Source organism: Cellulomonas sp. NTE-D12, from assembly GCF_027923705.1.
In the GTDB taxonomy this organism is placed as follows: Bacteria; Actinomycetota; Actinomycetes; order Actinomycetales; family Cellulomonadaceae; genus Cellulomonas.
Genome location: NZ_AP026442.1, coordinates 2,180,727 through 2,206,199 on the forward strand (window position 1 = coordinate 2,180,727; position 25,473 = coordinate 2,206,199).

Annotated in this window: 27 protein-coding genes; 4 read left to right on the forward strand and 23 right to left on the reverse strand. The window is 73.7% G+C overall.

Translation table 11 applies throughout. The features are described from left to right. Positions 1-55: 55 nt before the first annotated feature. Positions 56-1,039 (forward strand): quinone oxidoreductase family protein, encoded by a 984-nt coding sequence (locus QMF98_RS10070; RefSeq protein WP_337972931.1) that lies wholly within the window; start codon positions 56-58, stop codon positions 1,037-1,039. A 39-nt stretch (positions 1,040-1,078) separates the two neighbouring features. Here the strand turns inward: QMF98_RS10070 and QMF98_RS10075 are convergent, their stop codons facing one another. From QMF98_RS10075 to infC, 8 genes are all read right to left on the reverse strand, one after another. After that, the gene (locus QMF98_RS10075; RefSeq protein WP_337972932.1) at positions 1,079-1,666 is read right to left on the reverse strand and encodes a TMEM175 family protein; all 588 of its coding nucleotides are present in this window, start codon (positions 1,664-1,666) and stop codon (positions 1,079-1,081) included. Positions 1,667-1,701: 35 nt separating this feature from the next. Next, positions 1,702-4,287 (reverse strand): phenylalanine--tRNA ligase subunit beta, encoded by a 2,586-nt coding sequence (gene pheT, locus QMF98_RS10080; RefSeq protein ID WP_337972933.1) that lies wholly within the window; start codon positions 4,285-4,287, stop codon positions 1,702-1,704. A gap of 1 nt (position 4,288) precedes the next feature. Next, positions 4,289-5,341 carry a phenylalanine--tRNA ligase subunit alpha gene (pheS, locus tag QMF98_RS10085; RefSeq protein ID WP_337972934.1) on the reverse strand — a complete coding sequence of 351 codons (1,053 nt, stop codon included), beginning with the start codon at positions 5,339-5,341 and terminating at the stop codon, positions 4,289-4,291. Positions 5,342-5,507: 166 nt separating this feature from the next. Continuing rightward, on the reverse strand, positions 5,508-6,146 hold the full coding sequence (thpR, locus tag QMF98_RS10090; RefSeq protein ID WP_337972935.1) for an RNA 2',3'-cyclic phosphodiesterase: 639 nt from the start codon (positions 6,144-6,146) through the stop codon (positions 5,508-5,510). A gap of 4 nt (positions 6,147-6,150) precedes the next feature. Next, positions 6,151-6,969: a TrmH family RNA methyltransferase gene (locus QMF98_RS10095; protein ID WP_337975602.1), complete on the reverse strand. Its 819-nt coding sequence runs from the start codon at positions 6,967-6,969 to the stop codon at positions 6,151-6,153. Positions 6,970-7,015: 46 nt separating this feature from the next. Further along, positions 7,016-7,399: a 50S ribosomal protein L20 gene (rplT, locus tag QMF98_RS10100; RefSeq protein WP_263732634.1), complete on the reverse strand. Its 384-nt coding sequence runs from the start codon at positions 7,397-7,399 to the stop codon at positions 7,016-7,018. A gap of 61 nt (positions 7,400-7,460) precedes the next feature. Continuing rightward, complete coding sequence (rpmI, locus tag QMF98_RS10105; protein WP_263732633.1) at positions 7,461-7,655, reverse strand: 50S ribosomal protein L35; 195 nt, start codon at positions 7,653-7,655, stop codon at positions 7,461-7,463. An 89-nt stretch (positions 7,656-7,744) separates the two neighbouring features. After that, positions 7,745-8,824, reverse strand: a complete 1,080-nt coding sequence (infC, locus tag QMF98_RS10110) for a translation initiation factor IF-3 (RefSeq protein ID WP_337972936.1) — start codon at positions 8,822-8,824, stop codon at positions 7,745-7,747. 316 nt (positions 8,825-9,140) lie between these two features. On the opposite strand from infC, the gene QMF98_RS10115 reads away from it, so the two are divergent. The 3 genes from QMF98_RS10115 to QMF98_RS10125 are packed head-to-tail and all read left to right on the forward strand — an operon-like array spanning position 9,141 to position 10,933. Then, the gene (locus QMF98_RS10115; protein ID WP_337972937.1) at positions 9,141-9,578 is read left to right on the forward strand and encodes a DUF1844 domain-containing protein; all 438 of its coding nucleotides are present in this window, start codon (positions 9,141-9,143) and stop codon (positions 9,576-9,578) included. 24 nt (positions 9,579-9,602) lie between these two features. Continuing rightward, positions 9,603-10,205, forward strand: a complete 603-nt coding sequence (locus QMF98_RS10120) for a hypothetical protein (protein ID WP_337972938.1) — start codon at positions 9,603-9,605, stop codon at positions 10,203-10,205. Further along, positions 10,202-10,933 carry a S1C family serine protease gene (locus QMF98_RS10125; RefSeq protein WP_337972939.1) on the forward strand — a complete coding sequence of 244 codons (732 nt, stop codon included), beginning with the start codon at positions 10,202-10,204 and terminating at the stop codon, positions 10,931-10,933. The genes QMF98_RS10120 and QMF98_RS10125 overlap by 4 nt, the downstream gene beginning before the upstream one ends. A 37-nt stretch (positions 10,934-10,970) precedes the next feature. On the opposite strand, the gene QMF98_RS10130 is transcribed toward QMF98_RS10125, so the two are convergent. The 15 genes from QMF98_RS10130 to pgeF form a co-directional block, all read right to left on the reverse strand. Next, positions 10,971-11,693, reverse strand: a complete 723-nt coding sequence (locus QMF98_RS10130; RefSeq protein WP_337972940.1) for an SseB family protein — start codon at positions 11,691-11,693, stop codon at positions 10,971-10,973. Beyond that, positions 11,690-12,433, reverse strand: a complete 744-nt coding sequence (gene priA, locus QMF98_RS10135; protein WP_291758554.1) for a bifunctional 1-(5-phosphoribosyl)-5-((5-phosphoribosylamino)methylideneamino)imidazole-4-carboxamide isomerase/phosphoribosylanthranilate isomerase PriA — start codon at positions 12,431-12,433, stop codon at positions 11,690-11,692. Before priA ends, QMF98_RS10130 begins: the two co-directional genes overlap by 4 nt. A gap of 64 nt (positions 12,434-12,497) precedes the next feature. Continuing rightward, positions 12,498-13,169, reverse strand: coding sequence for an imidazole glycerol phosphate synthase subunit HisH (gene hisH / locus QMF98_RS10140; RefSeq protein WP_337972941.1), 672 nt, complete (start codon positions 13,167-13,169; stop codon positions 12,498-12,500). Between the two features lie 63 nt (positions 13,170-13,232). Further along, positions 13,233-13,742, reverse strand: coding sequence for a hypothetical protein (locus QMF98_RS10145; RefSeq protein ID WP_337972942.1), 510 nt, complete (start codon positions 13,740-13,742; stop codon positions 13,233-13,235). Continuing rightward, positions 13,739-14,341, reverse strand: a complete 603-nt coding sequence (hisB, locus tag QMF98_RS10150; RefSeq protein WP_337972943.1) for an imidazoleglycerol-phosphate dehydratase HisB — start codon at positions 14,339-14,341, stop codon at positions 13,739-13,741. The genes QMF98_RS10145 and hisB overlap by 4 nt, the downstream gene beginning before the upstream one ends. Further along, positions 14,338-15,453: a histidinol-phosphate transaminase gene (locus QMF98_RS10155; protein WP_337972944.1), complete on the reverse strand. Its 1,116-nt coding sequence runs from the start codon at positions 15,451-15,453 to the stop codon at positions 14,338-14,340. The genes hisB and QMF98_RS10155 overlap by 4 nt, the downstream gene beginning before the upstream one ends. Before the next feature lie 95 nt (positions 15,454-15,548). After that, positions 15,549-16,871, reverse strand: coding sequence for a histidinol dehydrogenase (hisD, locus tag QMF98_RS10160; protein ID WP_337972945.1), 1,323 nt, complete (start codon positions 16,869-16,871; stop codon positions 15,549-15,551). Between the two features lie 69 nt (positions 16,872-16,940). Continuing rightward, positions 16,941-20,510: a DNA polymerase III subunit alpha gene (gene dnaE / locus QMF98_RS10165; RefSeq protein ID WP_337972946.1), complete on the reverse strand. Its 3,570-nt coding sequence runs from the start codon at positions 20,508-20,510 to the stop codon at positions 16,941-16,943. Between the two features lie 64 nt (positions 20,511-20,574). Beyond that, complete coding sequence (locus QMF98_RS10170) at positions 20,575-21,510, reverse strand: RluA family pseudouridine synthase (RefSeq protein ID WP_337972947.1); 936 nt, start codon at positions 21,508-21,510, stop codon at positions 20,575-20,577. Further along, positions 21,507-22,067: a signal peptidase II gene (gene lspA, locus QMF98_RS10175; RefSeq protein WP_337972948.1), complete on the reverse strand. Its 561-nt coding sequence runs from the start codon at positions 22,065-22,067 to the stop codon at positions 21,507-21,509. The genes QMF98_RS10170 and lspA overlap by 4 nt, the downstream gene beginning before the upstream one ends. A gap of 113 nt (positions 22,068-22,180) precedes the next feature. Next, entirely contained in the window at positions 22,181-22,636 is a 456-nt protein-coding gene (locus tag QMF98_RS10180) for a TraR/DksA family transcriptional regulator (protein WP_337972949.1), read from the reverse strand. Positions 22,637-22,919: 283 nt separating this feature from the next. Continuing rightward, a complete protein-coding gene (locus tag QMF98_RS10185) occupies positions 22,920-23,600 on the reverse strand; it encodes a DivIVA domain-containing protein (protein ID WP_337972950.1) in 681 nt (226 codons plus the stop codon). Positions 23,601-23,799: 199 nt separating this feature from the next. After that, the gene (locus QMF98_RS10190) at positions 23,800-24,075 is read right to left on the reverse strand and encodes a YggT family protein (RefSeq protein ID WP_263732303.1); all 276 of its coding nucleotides are present in this window, start codon (positions 24,073-24,075) and stop codon (positions 23,800-23,802) included. Positions 24,076-24,078: 3 nt separating this feature from the next. Then, positions 24,079-24,555 carry a cell division protein SepF gene (locus QMF98_RS10195; protein WP_337972951.1) on the reverse strand — a complete coding sequence of 159 codons (477 nt, stop codon included), beginning with the start codon at positions 24,553-24,555 and terminating at the stop codon, positions 24,079-24,081. A 97-nt stretch (positions 24,556-24,652) separates the two neighbouring features. Continuing rightward, positions 24,653-25,471, reverse strand: a complete 819-nt coding sequence (pgeF, locus tag QMF98_RS10200; protein WP_337972952.1) for a peptidoglycan editing factor PgeF — start codon at positions 25,469-25,471, stop codon at positions 24,653-24,655. Positions 25,472-25,473: the final 2 nt, after the last annotated feature.

Sequence of the window (25,473 nt, forward strand, 5' to 3'; positions counted from 1 at the left end):
GTGCACGACGATTCGCTGACACGCCACGCCACGCCGCAGGCGTTTTGATGGTGCCATGCGCGCTGTCGTCGCCACCGCCCCGGGCGGTCCGGAGGTCCTGCAGGTCGTCGAGCTCCCCGACCCGGAGCCACGCCCCGACGAGGCGGTGGTCGCCGTCGCCGCGGCGGGCGTGAACTTCATCGACACCTACCGCCGGTCGGGCATCTACCCGATGCGCTACCCCCACGTCGTCGGCTCGGAGGGCGCCGGTCGGGTGGTGGCGCTCGGCTCCTCCGTCACCGGGGTGGCGGTGGGCGACCGCGTCGCGTGGACCGCCGCGAACGGGTCGTACGCCGAGCTCGCCACCGTGCGCGCCTCGGACCTGATCCCCGTGCCGGACGGGGTGTCGGACGAGACGGCCGCGGCGATCCCGATGCAGGGCATCACCGCCCACTACCTGGTCACCTCGACCGTGGAGCTGCGACCGGGGGACGACGTGCTGCTGCACGCCGCGGCCGGCGGAGTGGGTCTGCTCGCGACGCAGCTCGCCACGCTGCGTGGCGCACGGGTGATCGGCACGGTGGGCACCCCCGCCAAGGAGGAGCTGGCGCGCCAGGCCGGAGCGGCGGACGTGATCCGGTACCGGGAGCTCGACGACCTGACGCGACAGCTCCCGGCACTCGTCCGCGAGCTGACGTCGGGGGTCGGTGTGCGTGCGGCGTACGACTCCGTCGGCAAGGACACCTTCGACGCCTCCTTGGCCAGCGTGCGGCCTCGGGGGACGCTGGTGCTGTTCGGTGCGTCGTCCGGACCGGTGCCGCCCGTCGACCCGCAGCGCCTGAACGCCGCGGGCTCGGTGTACCTCACGCGGCCCTCGCTCGGCGCCTACACCGCCACGCGCGAGGAGCTGCTGGGCCGCACCGACGAGCTGTTCGCCCTGCTCGCGGACGGACGGCTGTCGGCCCGGATCGGGGCCAGGTTCCCCCTGCGGGACGCCGCCGACGCCCATCGAGCTCTCGAAGGTCGCCGCACCACGGGCAAGGTGCTGCTCACGCTCTGAGGCTCGCTGCCGGCGCTCGCGGTGGGCAGCGGTGCTGCCTCAGCCCCGGTCGCCCCGCGCCAGCTGCCGCTCGACCCGCCTGTCCGGGACCAGCCACAGCAGTGCGACCCCGGCGTAGAGGGCGATGGAGACCCACGGCTCCACGAAGGCCATGCCGACCCCCGCGGCGTAGACGAACGGCGAGATCCGCCCCTTGAGATCCGCACCGACCGCCAGCGCGAGCGTGGACCGCGGACCTTCGAGGGCGATGATCCGGCCCTGCAGCACCCAGTAGGCGATCGCTGCACACAGCGCCACCACCCCGTACGCCGCCGTCGGCACCGCCACCGCGTGGTTCTCGCCGAGCCACGCGGTGGTGAACGGGAACAGGGACAGCCAGAACAGCAGGTGCAGGTTGGCCCACAGCACCGAGCCGTCGACGCGACGCGCCGCGCCGAGCATGTGGTGGTGGTTGTTCCAGTAGATGCCGAGGTTGACGAAGCTCAGCACGTAGGCCAGGAACACCGGCAGCAGGGGCCGCAGGGCCGCCAGGTCGGTGCTGTGGGGCGCTCGCAGCTCGAGCACCATCACCGTGATCACGATCGCGATCACGCCGTCGCTGAACGCCTCGAGCCGGGTCTTCGACACGGTCGGAGCGTATCCACCGGCCGCTCAGCGGCAGCTCAGGACCGCAGCTCCGCCCCGAACCGCGCCTGCGCCGTCGCCACCACGGCGTTGCGGACCTCCGCCGTCTCGGCCGCCGTCAGGGTCCGGTCGGCGGCCCGGAGCCGAAGCGAGAACGCCAACGACCGCCTGCCTTCCCCGACCTGGTCCCCGACGTAGACGTCGAACAGCCGCACGTCCTCCAGGACGTCGCCCGCGGGGCTGCTCGCCGCGCCGTCCCGCACGGCGGCCAGCACGTCCGCCGCGGGTACGGCGGCGTCGACCACGAGCGCCACGTCCTCCTTGGCCACCGGGAACGTCGATACGGCCTCGGCCTGGACCGGGGCCGACGGCGCGGCGGCGAGCAGAGCGTCGAGGTCGAGCTCGAACGCCACGGCCCTGGCAGGCAGGTCGTGCGCGGCGACGACGGCCGGGTGCAGCTCGCCCGCATGGCCCAGCACACGACCGTCGGCAGCGAGCACGCGGGCGCATCGCCCCGGGTGGAACGGTGCACGGTCCGGCTCGGCTGCCACGTGCACCTCGACGCCGAGGCGCCGGGCCACGACGTCCACCAGGGCGAACGCGTCGGTGTGGTCCGCCCGCCGGGCGGGACCGGTCCAGCCGGCGCGCTCGCGCAGACCCGTGAGCACCGCCGCCAGGTGCCGCGGCTGGTCCGGGAGCGCCGCCGCCAGCTCGTCCAGCTGGTCGTCGGTCGGCAGCGTGCCACCCGGCAGCAGGGGCGCAGCCGGAGCGCCGGTACGCGGCAGCGTGACGAGCCCGGTCTCGAACAGCGCGAGGTCGCTCTGGCCACGACCCACGTTGCGGCGCGCGGTGTCCAGCAGCGTCACCAGGAGATCCGTCCGCATCAGCGGCTGGGCCTCCGAGATCGGGTTCGCGAGCCGCAGGGCACAGCGGCGGGCATCCCCGGCGGGCAGGTTCATCGCGTCCAGCTGCGCCGTCCCGACGAAGGGGTACGAGAGCACCTGCACGAGCCCCTCGGCCGCCAGTGCGTCGGCCACCGCCCGGCGCGCACGCTGCGACCAGGTCAGTCCACGTCCGGCGGGCGCCGCGGGCACCACGGACGGGATCGTGTCGTAGCCGCCGAGCCGCGCGATCTCCTCGACCAGGTCGACCGGCACCACCAGGTCGGGACGCCAGGACGGCACCTGCACGGACAGACCGGCCGCCGAGTCGGTCACGGTGCACCCGATCCGCTCGAGGGTGCCGCGCACCTCGTCGTCGGTGTACGGCACACCCACCAGCCGCGCCGGCAGCCGGGGGTCGAGCAGCACGGTGGGCGGCTCGGTGGTCCGGTCGACGTCCGTCCCGGTCTCGTCGACGGTCCCGCCGCCGAGCTCGACCAGCAGCTCCGCCACCCGGTCCACGGCCACCCGCGCGAGCTGCGGGTCGACCCCCCGCTCGAACCGCTTGGCCGCCTCGCTCGACAGCCGGTGACGCCGCGACGTGCGCGCGACGGTGATCGGGTCGAAGTGCGCACCCTCGATCAGCAGGTCCGTGGTGCCCCCCGCGACCCCGCTGTCCGCGCCGCCCATCACACCGGCCAGCCCCAGCACACGGGAGCCGCGTGCCCCGTCCGGGCTGTCGGTGATCAGCAGGTCCTGCGGGTCCAGCGCACGGTCCACGCCGTCGAGCGTGGTCGCGTGCTCGCCGGGCGCCGCGCGGCGCACGACGATCGGCGCGGCCAGGCCGCCCAGGTCGTAGGCGTGCAGCGGCTGACCGAGATCCAGCATCACGTAGTTGGTCACGTCGACCGCGAGGCCGAGCGGCCGCATGCCGGCCTGCACCAGCCGGTGCTGCATCCACGACGGCGAGGGCACGTCGGCGCGCACGCCGTGCACGATGCGCGCGACGAACCTGTCGGCGCCGGGGACGCCGTCGATCGGCGCCTCGTCGTCGATCTCCACCGGGAAGCCGCCCGCCAGGGGCGCGCGCTGCGCGTCGGTCGGCAGGCCGTGGTCCGTGAACCGGGCACCCGTCGAGTGCGCGTACTCCCGCGCGATCCCACGCATCGAGAAGCAGTAGCCACGGTCGGGCGTGACGTTGATCTCGAGGACCTCGTCACGCAGCCCGAGCAGCTCCGCCGCGTCCGCGCCTGCGGGTGTCTGGTCGTCGGTCAGCCCGAGGCGGGACAGCACGATGATCCCCGAGTGGTCGTCCCCGATGCCCAGCTCGCGGGCCGAGCAGATCATCCCGTCGGAGACGTGCCCGTAGGTCTTGCGCGCGGCGATCGGGAACGGGCCGGGCAGCACGGCGCCTGGCAGCGCGACGACGACGTGGTCGCCCGCGCCGAAGTTGTGCGCGCCGCAGACGATGCCGCGCGGAACGGTCGGCCGGCCCGCGTCGTCCAGCGCGTTGAACGCACCGACGTCCACCTGGCACCAGTTGATCGTCTTGCCGTTCTTCTGCAGCTCCGGATCGGCGGAGAGCACGTGGCCGACCACGAGCGGTCCGGTGACGTCGGAGCCGGAGTGGATCGCCTCCTCCTCCAGCCCCACCCGGACCAGGTCCGCGGCGAGCTGTGCCGCCGTCAGCCCCTCCGGGAGCTCCACGTGGTCGCCCAACCAGGCGAGCGGGACCATCACCACGTCAGATCACCGCCCGGAACTGCTCCGAGAAGCGCACGTCGCCCTCGACCATGTCGTGCATGTCGGCGATCCCGTGCCGCAGCATCAGCGTGCGCTCGATGCCCATCCCGAAGGCGAAGCCGGAGTACTCGTCGGGGTCCACCCCTACCGACCTCAGCACGTTCGGGTTGACCATCCCGCACCCTCCCCACTCGATCCAGCCCGGGCCGCCCTTCTTCTGCGGGAACCACAGGTCCATCTCCGCCGACGGCTCGGTGAACGGGAAGAACGACGGCCGCAACCGGGTGCGGGCCTCCGGCCCGAACATCGCTCGCGCGAAGTGGTCGAGCGTGCCCTTGAGGTTCGCCATGGTCAGACCCCGGTCCACCGCCAGGCCCTCGACCTGGTGGAACACGGGCGTGTGGGTCGCGTCGAGCGCGTCCGTCCGGAACACGCGACCCGGGCAGACGACGTAGACCGGCAGCTCCCGCTCCAGCAACGAGCGAGCCTGGACCGGGGACGTGTGCGTGCGCAGGACCAGGCCGGAGCCGGCAGGATCGACGAAGAACGTGTCCTGCATCTGCCGGGCGGGGTGGTCGGGACCGAAGTTCAGCGCGTCGAAGTTGAACCACTCCGCCTCGACCTCGGGCCCCTCGGCCACCTCCCAGCCCATGGCGACGAAGACGTCACCGACCCGCTCCATCAGGGTCTCGAGCGGGTGCCGGGCCCCGGCGGGGCGACGGTCCACCGGGAGGGTGACGTCCACGGCCTCCTCGACCAGCACCCGCGCGTCGCGCTCGGCCTCCAGCTCTGCCTCGCGCGCCGCGACGGCGGCGGTCAGCCGCCCCCGGACCTGGCCGACGATGCGCCCCGCCGCCGCCTTCTCCGCACCCGGCAGACCGCCGATGGCACGGTTGGCCAGGGCCAACGGGCTGCGCTCCCCGGTGTGCGCCTGACGGACCGCCTTCAGCGCCGCGAGGTCGGCAGCGGCGGCCACCGCCGCGAGCGCCTCGTCCAGCGCGTTCTGCATCGCGTCGGCGTCGAGGGGGGACAGCACCGTGCTCTCGTCGGGCATCCGAGCCTTCCAGGGTGGGACGACGACCGGCGCAGCAGGCGGACCGGCCCGGCCGCCACGCGCACGGGCGGCCGACCCGGCAGTCTAGTGGCGCGCCCTGCAGCGGCCCGGGTGCGTCCAGCACGGGGCCCACCATCCGTCTGACGAGCGACCGCCGACCGGCCGGTCAGGTGCCCAGCGGGAGCTCGCCGACCGGCACGTACAACGGACCTCCGCCGCGCCCGGCGCCCGGGGTGGACTCGACGAGCCGCAGGGACGTCACGGTCCACGTCGGCCCCTCGTACACCGCCAACGCCGAAACCAGGTCCTCCGGCAGCTGACCTTCTACCTCCCCGGCCGCACGCTCGGCTCGACCGCGCCCGGCTGCCCGACCACCACGGACGGCCGGAGCACCCGGTCGCACCCGGCCCACCGTCAGGTGCGGCCGCTCCCGCACGCGCACGTCCGGCGGAGCGCCGACCTCGTCACCGGCCCGGCCGCAGGCGCGCGTCAGCGCCCGGTGCTCCTCGAGGTCGCCTGCCACGCCGGTCCACAGGGTCCGGTGGGAGAACACCCCGGCGCCGCGCAGTCGCAGCGCGTACGGCTCCGCCGCAGCCGCTGCGGCCGCGAGCTCCTCGAGCAGGATCGGGGCGCTGCCGTCGGCCACGGTGCCGTAGAAGGCGAGCGTCAGGTGCCAGGTCTCCCGTGCCGCCCACCGCACGGGGCCACGGTCCTCCCCCGCCGTCGCCCCGCGCACGGCCGCAAGGGCGAGGTCGAGGTGATCGAGCACCTCCTCGGGCGGCCAGACCGCGGCGAACAGGCGCACGGGCTCAGAGCCGCACGTGCCGCTGGGCGCGCGCGGAGGCGTACAGGCAGACCGCGGCAGCCGTCGCGAGGTTGAGCGACTCGGCGCGGCCGTGCAGCGGCACCCGGACCACCGCATCGGCCAGCGCGAGGTCCTCGTCCGCCAGGCCCCACGCCTCGTTGCCGAACAGCCAGGCGGTCGGACCGGCGAGGTCGGGCGCGCCGGAGCCGGCGGTGTCCTGCAGGTCGTCGAGGTCCACGTCGCCGCGGCCGTCCGCGGCGAGGACGGTGACACGGGCGCTGCGCAGGGCGTCCACGGCGGCGGCGAGGGTCACCTCCTCGACGACGGGCAGGTGGAAGAGGGAACCCGCGGTGGAGCGCACCACCTTGGGGTTGTGCACGTCGACGCTCTCGGTCGAGAGCAGCACGGCGTCGGCTCCGGCGGCGTCGGCCACCCGCAGCACCGTGCCGGCGTTGCCGGGGTCACGTACGTGCGCCAGCACCGCGAGCAGCCGGGGACGCGCCGCGAGCACGGTGCCGAGGTCGTCGTGGCGCTGGTCCGCGACCGCCACGACGTGCTGGGCGTCCGGGCTCATCGCCTCGAGCACGGCGGCGTCGCCGACGTGCAGGTGCAGCCGCCGCTCGCGAGCCGACGCCACGATCTCCGGGTAGCGCTCCGCCGCACCCTCGGTCAGGTAGACGTCGTGGACGACGACGTCGGCCGTCGCCACCGCCTCGCGCACCGCCTGCGGCCCCTCGACGAGGAACCGTCCAGTGCGCCGACGTGCCGAACGCCCGGCCAGGGCGGCGACCGACCGCACGCGCTCGGCGCGCGGGTTGGTCAGCTCAGCGCTCACGGCCGGGCGTTCGGGTGGAGCGGGTCGACGGACCTCACGCAGCCGAGGGGGCGTTGACGTCCTCCGGCAGCGCATCCTTGGCCAGCTGGACCAGCGCGGCGAAGGCCGCCGCGTCGTTCACGGCCAGGTCGGCCAGCACGCGCCGGTCCACCTCGACGCCCGCGAGCTTCAGGCCCTGGATCAGGCGGTTGTAGGTGATGCCCTGGGCTCGGCCGGCGGCGTTGATCCGCTGGATCCAGAGCTTGCGGAAGTCGCCCTTGCGCGCCTTGCGGTCGCGGTAGGCGTACACCAGGGAGTGGGTGACCTGCTCCTTGGCCTTCCGGTAGAGACGGGACCGCTGACCGCGGTAGCCGCTCGCCCGCTCGAGGGTCGACCGGCGCTTCTTCTGGGCGTTGACCGCCCGCTTCACGCGTGCCACGTGATGCTCCTTGCTGGTCCAGGCTCGTCGCGCCCGGGACGCCCCGTGGGGCGTCCACGGGTCAGCGGCCGAGCAGCTTCTTGATCTTGGGGGTGTCGACCGACGAGACGACCACGTCACCGGCGATGCGGCGGGTGCGACGGCTCGACTTGTGCTCCAGCAGGTGCCGCCCGTTGGCCTGCTCCCGCATGATCTTGCCGGTGCCGGTCACGCGGAAGCGCTTCTTGGCACCGGAGTGCGTCTTGTTCTTCGGCATGGCTGCCGTCTCTCCTTGTCGTTCGCGCCACCCGGGTGCCCGGGTGGCTCGTGCCGTGCAGGTCCGCCGGTCGGCGTCCCGGCGCTGGTTCAGCTCGCCCCCTCCGTGGGAGCCGTGCGGTTGCCGGTGCTCGTGCTGCGCGCAGCCGCCGGCCGAGGCGGTGCCGGCCGCGGTGCCGCGGGGCGCGGGGCGGCAGGCCGCGGTGCCGACGCCTGCTCCCCGGCCGCGGGTGCGGCCGGCGCAGGACGGGGTGCACGCGGGGCCGCCGCTGCCGGCCGGGCCGCGGGCGCAGCCGTGCGAGGTGCAGGAGCCGGACGCGGGCTCGGCCGAGGCGTCGACGCCGGCGCAGCTGCCGGGCGCGCGGCGGACGGAGCCGTCCGTGCGGGTGCGGCAGCCGCGGGAGCCGCCGCTGCGGGGGCTGCGGGTGCCGGCGCGGCAGCGGGTGCCGGCGTCGCGGCGGCTGCTGTCGCAGGAACCGCGCCGGCCGCCTGCTCGTCCGCGGGAGCCGCTGCCGGCTGCTGCTGGGCCTCCGCCTCGGCATCGGCCGGCTTGGCCGCCGCCTGTGCCCGGCGCTGCTCGCTGCGCTGGTCCGCCTTCTTCTTGGTCGGCCCGAGCACCATGATCATGTTGCGGCCGTCCTGCTTGGGCATCGACTCGATGAAGCCCAGCTCGGTCACGTCGTCGGCCAGGCGCTGCAGCAGGCGCACGCCCATCTCCGGGCGCGACTGCTCGCGGCCGCGGAACATGATCATGACCTTGACCTTGTCGCCGCCCTTGAGGAACCGCTCGACGTGCCCCTTCTTGGTGGCGTAGTCGTGCGGGTCGATCTTCAGGCGGAACCGGATCTCCTTGAGGACCGTGTTCGTCTGGTTCCGGCGAGCCTCACGGGCCTTCATGTCGGCCTCGTACTTGAACTTGCCGTAGTCCATGATCTTGACGACCGGCGGGCGGGCGTCGGGGGCCACCTCGACGAGGTCGAGGTCGGCGTCCTGGGCAAGGCGCAGTGCGTCCTCCACGCGGACGATGCCGACCTGCTCGCCGTTGGGGCCGACCAGGCGGACCTCGGCGACGCGGATCCGATCGTTGATGCGGGGCTCGCTGATGTGGTGCTCCTCGAGAGTCGTGACGGACGACCGCCCGGGAACGAGGAAGGCCCCCGCCCTGGGCACAGGCGGAGGCCTCGACAGCACCGCACCGGTGGTTGGTGACCACGCGGCGGCACACGGCGCGGCCGTGTGCAGCGGACTGGACCCGGACCCTGTCGTCAGCACGTCCGGCGGACGTGCTGTGCGGTCGGGACCAAGGTGGGAGGTTCTCCACTTGTGCACCCGACGCCTGCGTCCGTCACGCGCCCCTGCGGATGGTCCGCGGGAGCACAGGACGGGGCCTGCGCCAGGTCAGTCGTGCCACAGGTTACCAGACGGCAGCCGCGGCCCTCCCGAGGCGGTACGCGGGGGCGCGGGGGGCGATGAGAGGATGCGTCCCATGACTGCGAACGCCAGCCCCGAGCCGCCGGTGAGCGCCTCCGCCGGGCCGCACGGCGCCCAGGCCACGACGACGGGTCCGGCTCACCTGCACGAGTCGGTCGCCGCGGCGACGCGGGACATCGCGGACGTGTCGGCGGGCGAGGTGATCAGCACCGCGGCCGTGCACCTGATGAGCGCGGCGGCGGTCAAGTGCGGGCTCGCGGAGGACGGGCCGGCAGGAGCCGGTGCCGCGTACCTCGACCTGGACGAGGCCCGGAAGCTGATCACCGCGCTGGCGGCCCTGGTCACGGCGTCCGCGCCGGACCTCGGCGACCAGCACGCCCGGCCGCTGCGCGACGGGCTGCGGTCGCTGCAGCTGGCGTTCCGCGAGGCGTCCCCGTACCCGGACGCCCGTGGTGAGGGCCCCGGCGAGAAGTTCACCGGTCCCGTGTCCTGAGCGGCTCGCTCCTATCCTTGCCGCGTGAGCGATGAGCCGACCGGCCTCGTCTGGAGCCAGCCCCCGCACCGGGACGACGAGACGCGGCCGCTCCCGGTCGTCGAGCCGGGTCGCCACGGGCGTCGGCGCCCCGCGCCCCTGATCGTCGTGCTCGTCGTCGCCCTGGTCGTCGCCCTCGTCGCGGTCGGCCGGATGATCCAGGTGACGACCGCGTGGCAGCGCTCGTCCGCGCAGTGGCAGGCGCTGGCGCACACCCACGGGGACCAGCTCGCCCAGGCCCAGGCGGATCTCAAGGCGGCGCAGGACGAGCTGACCGCCACCCGCTCCCAGCTCGACGCCGCGCAGCAGCGGATCACCCAGCTGGCCGACGAGAAGGCCAAGCTGGGCGACACCACCGCAGCCCAGCAGCAGCTCGCCGACTACCAGGCGCGGGTGTCCCAGGCCGCCGGCAAGGTCGCGACCTCCCTCGCCACCTGCATCGACGGCCAGAACAAGCTGATCAGCTACCTGGCCAACGCCTCGGCCTACGACCCGGCGTCCCTGGCGAGCTACCGGAACGACGTGCAGTCGTACTGCGGGCAGGCGACTGCCGCGAACACCGCGCTGCAGCGGGAGCTGTCGCGATGAGGCGTCCCGTCGCCGTCGCTCTCGTCGGCGGCACCACCCTGCTGGCCGGCTGCGGGGTGCTGCCCGGGATGCCCGCCCCGGTACCGACCAGCGTGGTGCCGACCAGCCTGCCGACACCGTCGATCTCCGCCGGCACGTCGACGCTGTCGGCGGACGGGTTCGACGCCGTGCGGCGGATGGCGGTGCGCATCCGCAACGTCGGCTGCGGCCAGGTGTCCACCGGGTCCGGCTTCGCACTGACGGACCACGAGCTGGTGACCAACAAGCACGTCGTGGCCGACTCGGCGTCCCTGCAGGTGTCGACGTACGACGGCCGCGACGTGGCGGTCACCGCGGCCAGCACCGCGAAGCTGGCGGACCTGGCGATCGTCCGGACCGCCGACGCGCTGCCGTCCGCGCCCCAGCTGGCCGCCCACGACCCGCAGACCGGTGACCCCGTGACGGTCGTCGGCTACCCGCTGGGCAGCCGGCTCACGCTGACCGACGGGCATGTCATCGGGTCCACGACGGACCCGCTGAACGCCACGCTCGGACAGGTGCTGGTGACCGATGCGCCCGTGGAGCCGGGCAGCTCCGGTTCGGCCGCGCTGGGAGCCGACGGCACCGTGATCGGCGTCGTCTACGCCAAGAGCACGGACGGGCACAGCTATCTGGTACCGGTCAGCACGGTGCGCCGGATGCTCGACGACAGCTCGGCCTTCAGCCCCGCGCCGACCTGCACCGGCTGACCCGGCGCCTGGTCCAGCGCGCGGTCCGCCGGTCGCGTCAGGCGCTGCGCAGCCGCAGCTCGAACGAGTCGACCCGCTCCGCGGCGACGGGGTCCGCCGCGAGCCGCTGACCGACCCGCTGCAGCAGCGCGTCGAGCTGCTGCCGGTCGAGCCCAGCGCGCAGCGTGAGGTCCACGGCGACCTCGGCACGCCCGCCCGGCACCGCCGCGCAGGCGACCACGCCGTCGAGCCCTTCCAGAGCTGCGCGAACGGCGTCCCGGACCGCCACCACCACCGCGCCGTCCGCGACCGCCGGTTCCCAGGAGCGGCCCTCCGCCAGCGCCACCACCGCCGGTCGCGGCACGGTCACGGCCGTCGGGCCCGCGGGGTCCAGGACCAGCACGGGCCAGCCGTCGGACACGGCGGACTGCGCCGCTCGGGACGCCTCGGCCGGTACCGGCCGGGCGTCCGGGCGCCACGCCGCCAGGGTGGCGACGCTGCTGAACACCGGCAGCGCGGTGCGCCCGTCCGCGATCTGCAGCCCGACGACGCCCGCCGACGCCGTCGAGTCGCCGGCGTGCTCGGCGGCAGCCTGCTCGGCGGACACCTCGGCGTGGGCCAGCACCGGCACCAGGACCCGGGTGCCGCTCAGCGCGGCCACGACGTCGGCCAACGACGAGCGGCCTGCCGCGTAGGCGCCGACCACGGCCGCGAGTGCCGGGTCCGCCGATCCGTCGTCGTGCGCGAACGCCGAGGTCGGAGGGAGCTCGCGCGGGCTCACGGCCGCCCGGCGACCTGCAGCGCCGCCTCCAGCGTGAAGGCGCCGGCGTACAGCGCCTTGCCCACGATGGCACCCTCGACGCCGACCGGGACCAGCGCGCGCAGCGTGCGCAGGTCGTCCAGGCTCGAGACGCCGCCCGAGGCGACCACCGGCGCGGACGTGCGGCCGCACACCTGGCGGAGCAGGTCGACGTTGGGGCCTCGCAGGGTCCCGTCCTTGGTCACGTCCGTCACGACGTAGCGGGCGCAGCCCGCGTCGTCGAGGCGAGCCAGCACCTCCCACAGGTCCCCGCCGTCCTGGGTCCAGCCCCGGGCCGCGAGCGTGGTGCCGCGCACGTCGAGGCCGACGGCGACGCGGTCCCCGTGCGCCGCGATGGCCGAGGCCGTCCAGTCGGGGTCCTCGAGCGCCGCCGTGCCCAGGTTCACCCGTGCCGCACCGGTCGCGAGCGCCCGGTCGAGGGAGGCGTCGTCGCGGATGCCGCCGGACAGCTCGACCCGGACCCCCCGCTCGGCGAGCTGAGCCGCGACGTCGGCCAGCAGCGCGGCGTTGGACCCGCGGCCGAAGGCCGCGTCGAGGTCCACCAGGTGCACCCACTCCGCCCCCGCCTGCTGCCAGGCGAGCGCCGCATCCAGAGCGTCGCCGTACCCGGTCTCGGAACCGGCCTCGCCCTGCACCAGCCTGACGGCCTGGCCGTCCACCACGTCGACCGCCGGCAGCAGCTGCAGGCGCGGCTCGCTCATCTCGTCGTGCTCCTCACGTCGGAAAACCGTCGGAAAACCAGGGACTGCCCTGCGGCGACGCGCGTCAGCGCAGAGAGGCGACCCAGTGGGACAGCAGCTGCGCCCCGGCGTCGCCGGACTTCTCAGGATGGAACTGGGTCGCGGCCAGGGGACCGTTCTCCACGGCGGCGACGAACCGGTCGCCGTGCTCCGCCCAGGTCACCAACGGCGGTGGCATCGGGCCGGGACGCGCTCCGGCTGCCGTGAGCGGGAACGACCGGGCGGCGTAGGAGTGCACGAAGTAGAAGCGCTCGTCCTCCAGCCCGGCGAAGAGCGTCGACCCCTCGGGAGGCTGCACGGTGGCCCAGCCCATGTGCGGCACGACCGGTGCCTCGAGGCGGTCCACCAGCCCGGGCCACTCCCCCAGCCCCGCGGTGCGTACCCCGTGCTCGACGCCCTCCGTGAACATCACCTGCATCCCGACGCAGATGCCGAGCACCGGCCGGCCGCCGGCAAGGCGGCGGTCGACGACCTGGTCACCCCCCACGGCGCGCAGCCCGGCCATCACGGCGGCGAACGCGCCGACGCCGGGGACGACGAGGCCGTCGGCCTCCTGGGCGCGGTCCCTGTCGGCGGTCAGCTCGACCTGCGCCCCGACCCTCTGGAGCGCGCGCACGGCGGAGCGCACGTTGCCGAAGCCGTAGTCCAGGACCACGACGTGGGGCTGCTGGGGCACGCCGTCAGGGTACCTGGGCATCGCGCGCCGTCTCCGCGGCGCCCGCGCCTGGGCCCGGCGCGGCACGCGGTGCGCAGGGTGGTGTCAGTCCCGTGGGCGCCGCCCTGCGAGGGTTCGCAGGGCCTTCCACCGGGTCATGCCGACGCTGGTCACCGTGCCCGGCACGTCGGCCGCTCGGAGGCCCCGGAGCAGCAGGTCCTCGAGGAGCTCGGGCGCGTCGGACAGCACCAGGCCGGGCGGGAGGTCCCGCGTGCGTTCGCCGCGGACCCAGTGCGTGGCGGACACCTGCTGCTCGCGGCGCTCCAGCAGCACGACCGGCACGGCGCGCAGCAGCTCGGAGATGGCGGCGGCCGCCTGCTCGCCGGCGCCCGGGTCGCGCAGCACGGCGATCGCGCCGACGTCCGACGGCACGGCGTCGACGTCGACCTTGGCCAGCGCGCAGGTGGCCGCCAGCGGCGCCGGGTCGGCCACCGGCGTCACGACCAGCGCGACGGACGGGACCTCGTCGTCCAGCCCCGAGAGGTCGTCCGGGATCTGCAGACCCGAGAGCGGGTCGTCGTCAGGCCCGGACGGAACCGGACCGGCGCCGCTCACAGGGCGCCCTTGGTGGACGGCACGCCCTCCACCCGCGGGTCGAGCGCCACGGCCGCGCGCAGCGCCCGTGCGAGCGCCTTGAACTGCGCCTCGACGATGTGGTGCGGGTCCCGGCCGGCCAGCACGCGCACGTGGATGGTCATCGCGGCGTGGTGCGCGATCGACTCGAGCACGTGCGCCGTCAGGGAGCCGGTGAAGTGGCCCCCGATCAGGTGGTACTGCTGCCCGGCAGGCTCGCCGGAGTGCACGAAGTACGGGCGGCCGGACACGTCGACGACCGCCTGGGCCAGCGCCTCGTCGAGCGGCACGGTGGCGTCCCCGAACCGGGCGATGCCGCGCTTGTCGCCCAGCGCCACGCGCAGCGCCTCGCCGAGCACGATGGCCGTGTCCTCGACCGTGTGGTGCGCGTCGATGTGGGTGTCGCCCCGCGACTGCACCGTCAGGTCGAGCAGCGCGTGCTTGCCGAGCGCCGTGAGCATGTGGTCGTAGAACGGCACCCCGGTGTCGATCGTCGTCCGTCCGGACCCGTCGAGGTCCAGCTCGACCACCACGCTCGACTCGCTCGTCGAGCGCTCCACCCGCGCCGTGCGACCGCTCACAGTCCCGCCACCTCCACCAGGGCGGCCTTGAAGGCCGCCGTCTCCTGCGGGGTGCCGACCGACACCCGCAGCCATCCGGCCGGGCCGACCTCACGGATCAGCACGCCACGGTCGAGCAGACCCTGCCAGACGGCGTGCGGGTCGTCGAGGACGCCGAACAGCACGAAGTTCGCGTCCGAGTCCGCCACGGTCAGGCCCTTCGTCCGCAGCCACGCCACGAGGTCGTCGCGCTCGTCCCGCAGCGCCCCGACCTGGGCCATCAGCTCCTCGGAGTGCGCCAGCGCCGCGCGCGCGACCGCCTGCGTCACCGCCGACAGGTGGTACGGCAGCCGCACCACGCGCAGCGCGTCGACCAGCTCGGATGCAGCAGCGAGGTACCCGACCCGCCCACCCGCGAGCCCGAAGGCCTTCGACATGGTGCGGCTCACGGCGAGGTTGGGGTGGTCGACGAGCAGCTCGAGCGCCGACGGTGTGCCGCGACGGCGGAACTCGCCATACGCCTCGTCGACGACGACGACGCAGCCGTCGGGTACCTCGTCGGCCGCCGCCAGCACGGCCTCGACGGTGGCGAGAGGCAGCGCGGTGCCCGTGGGGTTGTTGGGGCTGGCGAGGAGCACCACGCTCGGCCGCTCCTCGGCGATCACGTCGTGCGCGTGCGCGGGGTCGAGGCTGAAGTCCTCCGCGCGGCGGCCGGTGACCCACCGGGTCGACGTGTCACGGGCGTACTCCGGGTACATGGAGTACGTCGGGGCGAAGGACACCGCCGTCCGCCCGGGACCACCGAAGGCCTGCAGCAGGTGCAGCATCACCTCGTTGGAGCCGTTGGCCGCCCAGATCTGGGACGGGTCGAGCCGCACCCCCGACTCCGTGAGCAGGTAGGCCGCCAGGTCCGCCCGGAGGTCGGCGAAGTCCCGGTCGGGGTACCGGTTGAGGGTCGCGGCAGCGGTGCGCACCGCGGCGGCGATGTCGTCGACCACGGCGGGCGAGGGAGGGTACGGGTTCTCGTTGACGTTCAGCCGGACGGGGACGTCCAGCTGGGGAGCCCCGTAGGGGTGCAGACCTGCCAGCTCGGGTCGTAGGGGCAGGGCGGCACGCGGCTGGTCGGCGGTCACCGGACGAGTCTAGGGAGCGCCTCGAACGAGCCCCGCAGCAGTCCGCCGTCCGGGCCGGCGCGTGACGTCGTCCGCCCACGCTCGCGCGGACGCCGTCAGAAGCGGACCCGGACCGCCTCGCCGTGCGCCGGCAGCCGCTCCGCGTCGGCGAGCGCGACCACGCGGTCCGCCACCGCGGCGAGCGCCCCGGCGTCGTACTCGACCACCTGCACCGGGCGGACGAACGAGTGGACACCCAGCCCGCTGGTGAAGTGCGACGAGCCCCCGGTCGGCAGCACGTGGTTCGACCCGGCCATGTAGTCCCCGAGCGACACCGGCGAGTACGGGCCGACGAAGATGGCACCGGCGCTCGTCACCTGCTCGGCGAGCGCGGCCGCGTCCTCCGTCTGGATCTCCAGGTGCTCGGCACCGTACGCGTTGACCACTTCGAGCCCCGCGCGGACGTCGTCCACCAGGACGATCGCGGACTGCGTGCCCGCCAGGGCCGTCCGCACGCGCTCGGCGTTCGCCGTCACGGGCACCAGCTGAGCCAGCGCGGCGTCCACGGCGTCGGCGAGCGCCGACGACGGGGTGACGAGCACCGCCGCCGCGAGCGGGTCGTGCTCCGCCTGCGAGATCAGGTCCGCCGCGACATGGCGGGGATCGGCGGAGTGGTCCGCGAGGATGGCGATCTCGGTGGGTCCCGCCTCCGCGTCGATGCCCACACGCCCTCGGACCAGGCGCTTGGCGGCTGCGACGTAGACGTTGCCCGGTCCCGTGACCACGTCCACGGGCTCGCACAGCACCGCACCGTCGCGGTCGTCCTCCCCGACCGCGCCGTAGGCGAACATCGCCACCGCCTGGGCCCCACCGACGGCGTACACCTCGTCCACACCCAGCAGCGCGCACGTGCCCAGCACCACGGGGTCCGGGAGTCCGCCACGGTCCTTCTGCGGCGGCGAGGCGACGGCCAGCGACCCGACCCCGGCCTCCTGCGCCGCGACCACGTTCATCACCACCGACGACGGGTAGACGGCCAGGCCGCCGGGGACGTACAGCCCGACCCGCCGCACCGGGATCCAGCGCTGCCGCACCTGGGCGCCGGGCGCGAGGTCCGTGACCAACGGCGCGGGCCGCTGCGCGGCGTGCACCTGGCGGACGCGACGGATCGTCTCCTCCAGGGCGGCGCGGATCTCCGGTGCGAGCGCCTCGACCGCTCCCGCGAGGACGTCCGCGGGCACCCGGAGGTGCTCGGGGCGCACACCGTCGAACCGCTCCCCCAGCTCCCGGAGCGCGACCGCACCGCGGGTCCGCACCGCCTCCAGCACGGGGAGCACCGCGGCGACGGCGTGCTCGACGTCCAGCTCCGCCCGAGGAAGCGCGTCGATCAGCTCACGTCGGGACAGGGAACGGCCGCGCAGGTCGATGCGGGAGATCACGGGGCGCAGTCTAGGCGGGGCCCCCGAGACCGGCCCGGGGCGTCCGAGCCCGCGTGCGGCGCTCCCTCCTCAGGAGGCCAGGCAGCTCGGTCCCAGCAGCGCCTTCAGGTCGCCGAAGAGGGCCGGGGTGCGCTCCACGCGCAGGCCGTCGCCGAGCCGCATCACCGTCGCGCGGCCCGGGCTCGTCAGCCGCAGCCGAACCTCGGTGACGCCGGGATGCGTGCCCAGCACCTCCCGCAGCCGCTCGACCACCGGCGGTGTGCACCGCGCCACCGGAAGCGAGACGAGCAGCGGAGCGTCCGTGCCCTGCGAGATGTCCGGCAGGGTCACCTCGTTCGCCTGCAGCTGCAGCTGCTCGTCCCGGCGTCGCACCCGGCCGCGCACGACGAGCACGGCGTCCTCGGCCAGCACGGTGGAGTACGCCAGGTACGTCTCGCCGAAGAAGAGGACCTCGATCGAGCCCTCCATGTCCTCCAGCGTGATCACGGCCCACGGGTTCCCCTGCTTGGACATCTTGCGCTGGAGCGACGTGACGAGGCCCGCCACGACCACCATCGAGCCGTCCGGCCGCGCCTCGTCTGCGAGCAGCGTGGCGATCGACACGTCCGCCGCCGTCGTGAGCACGTGCTCCAGCCCGGACAGCGGGTGGTCGGACACGTACAGGCCCAACATCTCCCGCTCGAACTGCAGCCGCTGCCGCTTGTCCCAGTCCGGGACGTCCGGCACGGTGACCGCGAACCCGGGACCGCTGTCCGCGCCGCCGCCCATCAGATCGGCGAACAGGTCGAACTGACCTTCCGCCTCCTTGCGCTTCACGCCGATGACGGAGTCGACAGCCTGCTCGTGCACCAGCAGCAGCCCGCGTCGGGTGTGGCCCAGCGAGTCGAACGCACCCGCCTTGATCAGCGACTCGATGGTGCGCTTGTTGCACACCACGGCCGGCACCTTGTCCAGGAAGTCGGTGAAGGAGGTGAACGCCCCCTTCTCCTCGCGCGCCTTGACGATCGCGTCCACCACGTTGGCGCCCACGTTGCGCACGGCCGTCAGACCGAACCGGATGTCGTCGCCGACGGCCGTGAACAGGGCGGAGGAGGAGTTGACGTCCGGGGGCAGCACCGTGATGCCCATGTGCCGGCACTCGCCGAGGTACAGCGCGGACTTGTCCTTGTCGTCGCGCACGCTCGTCAGCAGGGCGGCCATGTACTCGGTCGGGTAGTTCGCCTTGAGGAACGCCGTCCAGTACGACACCACCCCGTACGCCGCGGAGTGCGCCTTGTTGAACGCGTAGCCGGCGAACGGGACCAGGGTGTCCCACACCGCCTGGATCGCCGCGTCGGAGTAGCCGTTCGCGCGGCACCCCGCCTGGAACGGGATGAACTCCTTCTCGAGGATCTCCTTCTTCTTCTTGCCCATCGCGCGGCGGAGCAGGTCGGCCTGGCCCAGCGTGTAGCCGGCCAGCTTCTGTGCGGCGCGCTGCACCTGCTCCTGGTAGACGATCAGCCCGTGGGTGATCCCCACGACGTCCTGCAGCGGCTCCTCGAGCTCGGGGTGGATCGGCTCGACGTTCTGCAGCTTGTTCTTGCGCAGCGCGTAGTTGATGTGCGAGTTCATGCCCATCGGACCGGGCCGGTACAGGGCGATGACGGCGGAGATGTCCTCGAAGTTGTCCGGTCGCATCTGGCGCAGCAGCGAGCGCATCGGGCCGCCGTCCAGCTGGAAGACCCCGAGCGTGTCGCCGCGCGCCAGCAGGTCGTACGTCGGCTGGTCGTCGAGCGGCGTGTCCTCGATGAGGATCGCCGGCTTGCCGTTCGCGACGATGTTCGCCAGCGCGTCGTCCAGGATCGTCAGGTTCCGCAGACCGAGGAAGTCCATCTTGATCAGGCCCAGAGCCTCGGACGCCGGCTGGTCGAACTGCGTGATGATCGCGCCGTCCTGCGGGCGCTTCATGATCGGGACGACGTCCGTCAGCGGGACGCTCGACATGATCACGCCGGCCGCGTGCACCCCCCACTGCCGCTTGAGGTTCTCCAGCCCTCGCGCCGTCTCCAGCACGCGCTGCGCCTCGGGGTCGGCCGCGACGACCTGGCGGAACTCCTCGGCCTCCGCGTACCGCGGGTGCTCGGGGTCGTACATGCCGGACAGCGGGATGTCCTTGCCCATGACCGCCGGCGGCATGGCCTTGGTCAGCTTGTCGCCCATGGCGAAGGGGAAGCCGAGCACCCGCGAGGAGTCCTTGAGGGCCTGCTTCGCCTTGATGGTCCCGTAGGTGACGATCTGGGAGACCCGGTCCTCGCCGTACTTCTCCGTGACGTAGCGGATCACCTCGCCGCGCCGACGCTCGTCGAAGTCGACGTCGACGTCCGGCCAGGAGATGCGCTCGGGGTTGAGGAACCGCTCGAAGATCAGCCCGTGCTTGAGCGGGTCGAGCTCGGTGATGCCCATCGCGTACGACGCCATCGAGCCCGCCGCGGACCCACGACCCGGTCCGACGCGGATCCCCTGCGACTTCGACCAGTTGATGAAGTCGGCGACGACGAGGAAGTACCCGGAGAAGCCGAGCTGCGTGATGACGCCGGTCTCGTACTCCGCCTGGCGGCGCACGTCCTCCGGCACCTCGCCGTGGTAGCGCCGCTGCAGGCCGCGCTCCACCTCCTTGATGAACCAGGAGTCCTCGTTCTCCCCCGGCGGGGTGTCGAACCGGGGCATGTAGTTCACGCCCGTCGTGAACTCGACCTCGCACTGCTCGGCGATCCGCAGGGTGTTGTCGCACGCCTCGGGCAGCTCGGCCCAGGTGCGCCGCATCTGCTCCGCCGACTGCAGGTAGTAGCCCGTCCCCCCGAAGGCGAACCGGCTGCCACCCTGGTCGGACGTCGGCTCGTCCAGCGTCGAGCCGGACTGCACCGCGAGCAGCACCTCGTGCGCGTGGGCGTCCTCCTCGCGCGTGTAGTGCAGGTCGTTGGTGGCGACGAGCGGTGCGCTGAGCGCCTCGGCGATGCGCAGCAGGTCCTTGATCACCCGGCGCTCGATGTCGAGCCCGTGGTCCATCAGCTCGACGTAGAAGTACTCCTTGCCGAAGATGTCCTGCAGCTCTCCGGCGGCGCGCAGCGCCTCGTCGAACTGACCCAGCCGCAGCCGGGTCTGCACCTCGCTGGAGGGGCAGCCGGAGGTGGCGATCAGGCCGTCGGCGTAGCGCGACAGCAGCTCGCGGTCCATCCGGGGCCACTTGCCCATCTGGCCCTCGAGGGACGCCTGAGACCCGAGCCGGAAGAGGTTGTGCATGCCCGCGGTGGTCCGGGACAGCAGGGTGAGGTGGGTGTACGCCCCGCGCGCGGAGACGTCGTCGGCCGCCTGGTGCGCCTCGCCCCACCGGACCCTGGTCTGGTCGAACCGGCTGGTGCCCGGGGTGACGTACGCCTCGACGCCGATGATCGGCTTGATCCCGTGGGCCTTGGCCTTCTGCCAGAACTCGAACGCGCCGAAGAGGTAGCCGTGGTCGGTGATCGCCATGGCCTTCTGGCCCAGGCGTTCCGCCTCGTCGAACAGCTCGCCGATCCGTGCCGCGCCGTCCAGCATCGAGTACTCGGTGTGCACGTGGAGGTGGACGAAGTCGGTGCTCTTCGAGCCACCCGCCGCTGCCATGCGGGCGATCCTACGTCGCCCCACCGACGCCCCCCGGTGTGTCGTCGGGTGTGCCGCGGCGGGGTCAGCGATACGTCGAGCGCAGCTCGTCCAGGGCGTGCTGGAGGTCCTGCGGGTACTCGCTGACGACCTCGAGCCAGCTGCCCGTCGCCGGGTGCTCGAAGCCGAGGCGGACGGCGTGCAACCACTGCCGAGTGAGCCCCAGCCGCTGCGCCAGCGCCGGATCGGCGCCGTAGGTGACGTCCCCGACCAACGGGTGGCGCAGCGCCGCGAAGTGCACGCGGATCTGGTGGGTGCGGCCCGTCTCGAGGTGGACCTCCGTGAGCGAGGCCCCGGGGAGCGCCTCGATCACCTCGTAGTGCGTCACCGACGGCTTCCCGTCCGCGACCACCGCGAACCTCCAGTCCGACGACGGGTGCCGCCCGATGGGGGCGTCGATCGTGCCGGTCGCCGGCGACGGATGCCCCTGGGCCAGCGCGTGGTAGACCTTCTCGACCGTGCGCTCCTTGAAGGCGCGCTTCAGGGCCGTGTACGCGCGCTCGCTCTTGGCGACCACCATCAGCCCGGAGGTGCCGACGTCCAGCCGGTGCACGACACCCTGCCGCTCGGCGGCCCCCGACGTGGACACCCGGTAGCCCGCAGCGGCGAGCGCCCCGACCACCGTCGGGCCGGTCCAGCCCGGCGACGGGTGCGCCGCCACCCCCACGGGCTTGTCGACGACCACCAGGTCGTCGTCGTCGTACCGGACCACCATCCCCGGCACCGGTTCCGGCGGCGCAGCGGCCTTGGCCGATGCCACGTCGGGGAGCTCCACCTCGAGCCACCCGCCCGCGACGAGGCGGTCCGACTTGCCGAGCGGCCGGCCGTCCAGGGCGACGGCGCCCGCCTCCACCAGGTCGGCCGCCCGCGTGCGGGACAGGCCGAGCAGCCGTGCCACGGCAGCGTCCGCCCGTTCCCCGGCGAGACCGTCCGGCACGGGCAGGCTCCGTCGCTCGCTCACTGCGGGACGTCGTCCGCCGACGCGGCCGCCCCGCCCCGCGCCACGCGCTCCGGCCTGCTGCCGTCCAGCTGGACACCGCGCATGGTCTGGAGCACCACCAGGACGGCGGCCACGACGATCGCCACGTCGGCGACGTTCCCGACGAAGAGGTGTCCGTAGGCGATGAAGTCGACGACGTGCCCGCGCGCAGGCCCTGGCGCCCGGACCAGCCGGTCGACCAGGTTGCCCACCGCGCCGCCGAGCAGCAGGCCGAACGCGAGCGCCCACCCGGTGGAGCCGAGCCGCCGCGACACCCGCACGACGACCACCACGACGGTCGCGGCGATGATCGTCAGCACCCACGTCATGCCGGTCGCGATCGACAGCGCGGCACCGGGGTTGAACACCAGCTGCAGCCCCAGGAGGCTGTCGAGCACCGGACGACGCAGACCGTCCGCCAGTGCACGGAGCGCCCACGCCTTCGTCAGCTGGTCGACCACCAGCACCAGCGCCGCGAGGACGACGACGAGACCGAGCAGCCGCCGGTGCGCAGGCGACCCGGCCGCGACCGGAGGCACGGCCGCGCTCCCGGCCCGCGCAGACCGTGAAGGGTCTGCATCGGCCTGCTGGGCGGTACCGGGGATCGGTCGTGGCTCGTCAGGCGTGGGCACCGCAGGAGTCTACGGGCGCGTCAGCGCCGTTCCTCGCGCTGCTTGCACTCGACGCAGAGCGTGGCCCGCGGGAACGCCTGCAGCCGAGCCTTGCCGATCGGCTTGCCGCAGGACTCGCAGGCGCCGTACGTCCCCGCCGCGATCCGCTCCAGGGCGTGACGCGTCTGCTCGAGCAGGTCGCGGGTGTTGTTCACCAGCGTCAGCTCGTGCTCGCGCTCGAGCGCCGAGGACCCGTAGTCGGCCTGGTCGTCACCGGCCCCGTCGCCGGAGTGCCGCAGCAGCTCGGACAGCTCGGCGTCGGCGTTCACCAGCTCGCCCTCGAGCCGCGCGCGCTCCGCCGCCAGCTCGTCGGCGACCTCCGTCACCTCGGCCGCCGTCCACGGCTTCTCACCGTCCCGTACGGGGAACTGCTTCACCATCGTGCTCAGGTCCTTGGTCTCGCCGCTCGCGGTGAGCGTGGTGAGTGCCTCGTTCATGGCCGTCGGTCCCCCCTCGCTGGAGTCACGCGAATGTATTCGTGTGCAGGCCGGAGCACAACAGGACACGCACCCGTTCGCCCGCGGTGACCGGCTGAAGTCTCGCGGAACCTGCCGCGCATGCCCGGTTCCGGCCTCGGCGCAGGTCAGGGACGCGAGCCGCGACGACCTCGCACCGGCCGGACCACGAGGTGGCGACGCCGCAGACGCACGACCGCCCGGCACCCCAGGAGGGGTGCCGGGCGGCTCGACGACGACGCTGCGGCCGCGGGAGGCCGCTGACTCAGATGCCCTGGACCTCGCCCACGGGCTGCGCCTGGCCGCTGCGCGGGGGCAGCGCGTTGCCGCGGTTGTCCAGGTCGCCGAGGAGGTTCTCGAGGTAGCTCTTCAGACGCGTGCGGTAGTCGCGCTCGAACACCCGCAGCTCGTCGATCTTGCGCTCGAGCAGCGACCGCTCCTGCTCCAGCTGGCCGAGCGTCCGCTGGGAGGTCTCCTCCGCCTCGCGGACGATGTGGGTCGCACGGGACTTGGCCTCGTTGATCAGGCGGTCGGACTCCTCCTGACCGCTGCGCACGTAGTCGTCGTGCAGCTTCTGCGCCAGCGCGAGCATCCCGGTGGCGGACTCGGGCTCGTTGCGGGGCGCCGGTGCCGTGACCGCCGGGATGGGGGGCGCGACTGCGGCGACGGGAGCGGGCGCGGGGGCCTGGACGGGCTCCGGGACGGGAGCGGGCTCCGGCTTCGGCGCGGGCGGCTGCTGCTGCGCGCCGGTGCGGCTCAGCTCCGCGATCCGACGCTCGGCTGCCGCGAGCTTCGTCTTGAGGTCCTCGTTCTCGTTCTGCACTTCGCGCAGGGTGTTGACGATCTCGTCGAGAAAGTCGTCGACCTCGTCCTGGTCGTACCCCTCGCGGAACTTCGTCGACTGGAACTTCTTGTTCAGGACGTCGTCTGCGGTCAGCAGTGCCATCGTCGTCACCTCTGTCGGTCGTGCTGCTAGGCCGGCGGCAGTCCACCGACCGCCTCGGGCCACCGTAGCGGACAATCGGCGAGCCGGACTCCCCCCGACACGCGTGCGGTCCGGGTGAGGAGCGGGGCCTTGCCGCGGCCCTCCGGCGCCCGTTCACCGCTGTTCGGCCGGGCGCGACCCACGCTCGACCCCTTCTGTCCTATATGACCGAGAGCAGCACGATGCAGATGAGGAACAGCACGGTGAACGCCAGGTCGAGCTGCACCGGTCCGAGCCGCAGCGGGGGCAGGAAGCGCCGGAGCAGGCGTAGCGGCGGGTCCGTGACGGTATAGGTCGCCTCGGCGACCACCAGAGCCACGCCCGTCGGGCGCCACGTGCGGGCGAAGACCTGGACCCAGTCGAGCACCATGCGCACGAGCAGGATCAGGAAGAAGACCAGGACCGCCAGGTGCAGGACGGCGCGGACCAGGCCCACCGGTCAGCTCTGGTTGTAGAAGCCGGGGCGCCCCGCCGCATCGGGGCCGTGCCCCTCACCGGAGACCTCGACCGTCGCCGGGGAGAGGAGGAACACCTTGCTGGTGACGCGCTCGATCGCCCCGTGCAGACCGAAGATCAGGCCGGCGGAGAAGTCGACGAGGCGCTTGGCGTCGGCGTCGTCCATGTCCGTGAGGTTCATGATCACCGGGACCCCGTCCCGGAACGCCTCACCGATCTTGCGGGCGTCGTTGTACGAGCGCGGGTGGATCGTGGTGATCCGGCGCAGCTCGCTGGACGTCGCCGCAGCGACGGCGGCACCGGTGACGCGGGTGGGTCGCCGCAGCGGGGTGACCTGAGCCTCGAACTGGTCCGGCACCTCGGCCTCCTCGACGTCGTCCTCGACCCACTCGTCCTGCTCCTCGGGCCGCTCGTCGGCCAGACCGAGGTACAGCATCGTCTTCCGCAACGCTCCAGCCATCGCGTCTGCTCCCATCCTCCGGACGTCTCCGGTCCCCCACCCGTCCGGGTCGACCCCCGGAGACGGCGCAGCGCCACCGGCGGAAGCACTGCGCTCGTCACGCTAGCAAGGCGTCCTCGCTGGTCGGCGGCGCGACACGCGGTGCCGCGGGCAGCAGCCGGACGATGCCGCAGGAGCGGCCCGTCGTCGTGCCGGCCGCGGTCGCCCGTCGGTGCGAGTAGAGGTCGGGATCCCGGAAGGTGTCGCGATCGACGCGGTGGACCCGGTGCACCCCTGATGCCGCCAGCAGGGCGACGACGCCGACGGGGAGGTCGAGCGCGGGGGTGCCCCACGACGTGGTCGCCGAGGTGGCCGGCACCACCTGAGCCACCGCGTCGCGCAGGTCGGCCGGCACCTCGTACGACCGTCCGGCGATCGACGGTCCCACCGCCGCGACGACCCGGTCCACGCGGGCGCCCAGGTCGTTCATCACGGCGAGCGCCGCCTGGACCACCCCGGCCACGAGGCCGCCACGGCCGGCGTGCACCGCCGCCACCACCCCGGCGTCGAGGTCGGCGAGCAGCACGGGGACGCAGTCGGCGACGAGGACCGCCAGCGCGACGTCGGTCCGCGTCGTCACCAGGGCGTCGGCCACCGCGACGGAGTCGGTCCCGTCCGCAGGAGGTCCGTCGACGACCACGACGTCGCGCCCGTGCACCTGCGTGGCGAAGGCCACCGGGACCCCGGCCCACTCCGCCAGGAGCTCGCGGTTGCGGCGCACCCGGCCCGGGTCGTCACCCACGGCGAGGCCGAGGTTGAGCCCGTCCCACGGCGGCAGGCTCACGCCGCCCGCTCGCGTGGTGAACCCGGCGCGGACCGACGGACCGAGGCCGGCCTCGAGAACCTCGAGACCGGCCTGCGGTGCGCTGGAGCTCATCG

Bases quoted from the DNA above. Each gene is read 5' to 3' on its own strand.
- QMF98_RS10195 (WP_337972951.1), bottom strand. From the start codon at position 24,555: ATGGCTGGAGCGTTGCGGAAGACGATGCTGTACCTCGGTCTGGCCGAC.
- QMF98_RS10115 (WP_337972937.1), top strand. From the start codon at position 9,141: ATGACTGCGAACGCCAGCCCCGAGCCGCCGGTGAGCGCCTCCGCCGGG.
- priA (WP_291758554.1), bottom strand. From the start codon at position 12,433: ATGAGCGAGCCGCGCCTGCAGCTGCTGCCGGCGGTCGACGTGGTGGAC.
- QMF98_RS10070 (WP_337972931.1), top strand. From the start codon at position 56: ATGCGCGCTGTCGTCGCCACCGCCCCGGGCGGTCCGGAGGTCCTGCAG.
- QMF98_RS10125 (WP_337972939.1), top strand. From the start codon at position 10,202: ATGAGGCGTCCCGTCGCCGTCGCTCTCGTCGGCGGCACCACCCTGCTG.
- hisH (WP_337972941.1), bottom strand. From the start codon at position 13,169: ATGCCCAGGTACCCTGACGGCGTGCCCCAGCAGCCCCACGTCGTGGTC.
- dnaE (WP_337972946.1), bottom strand. From the start codon at position 20,510: ATGGCAGCGGCGGGTGGCTCGAAGAGCACCGACTTCGTCCACCTCCAC.
- pheS (WP_337972934.1), bottom strand. From the start codon at position 5,341: ATGCCCGACGAGAGCACGGTGCTGTCCCCCCTCGACGCCGACGCGATG.
- pgeF (WP_337972952.1), bottom strand. From the start codon at position 25,471: ATGAGCTCCAGCGCACCGCAGGCCGGTCTCGAGGTTCTCGAGGCCGGC.
- rpmI (WP_263732633.1), bottom strand. From the start codon at position 7,655: ATGCCGAAGAACAAGACGCACTCCGGTGCCAAGAAGCGCTTCCGCGTG.
- QMF98_RS10180 (WP_337972949.1), bottom strand. From the start codon at position 22,636: ATGAACGAGGCACTCACCACGCTCACCGCGAGCGGCGAGACCAAGGAC.
- QMF98_RS10185 (WP_337972950.1), bottom strand. From the start codon at position 23,600: ATGGCACTGCTGACCGCAGACGACGTCCTGAACAAGAAGTTCCAGTCG.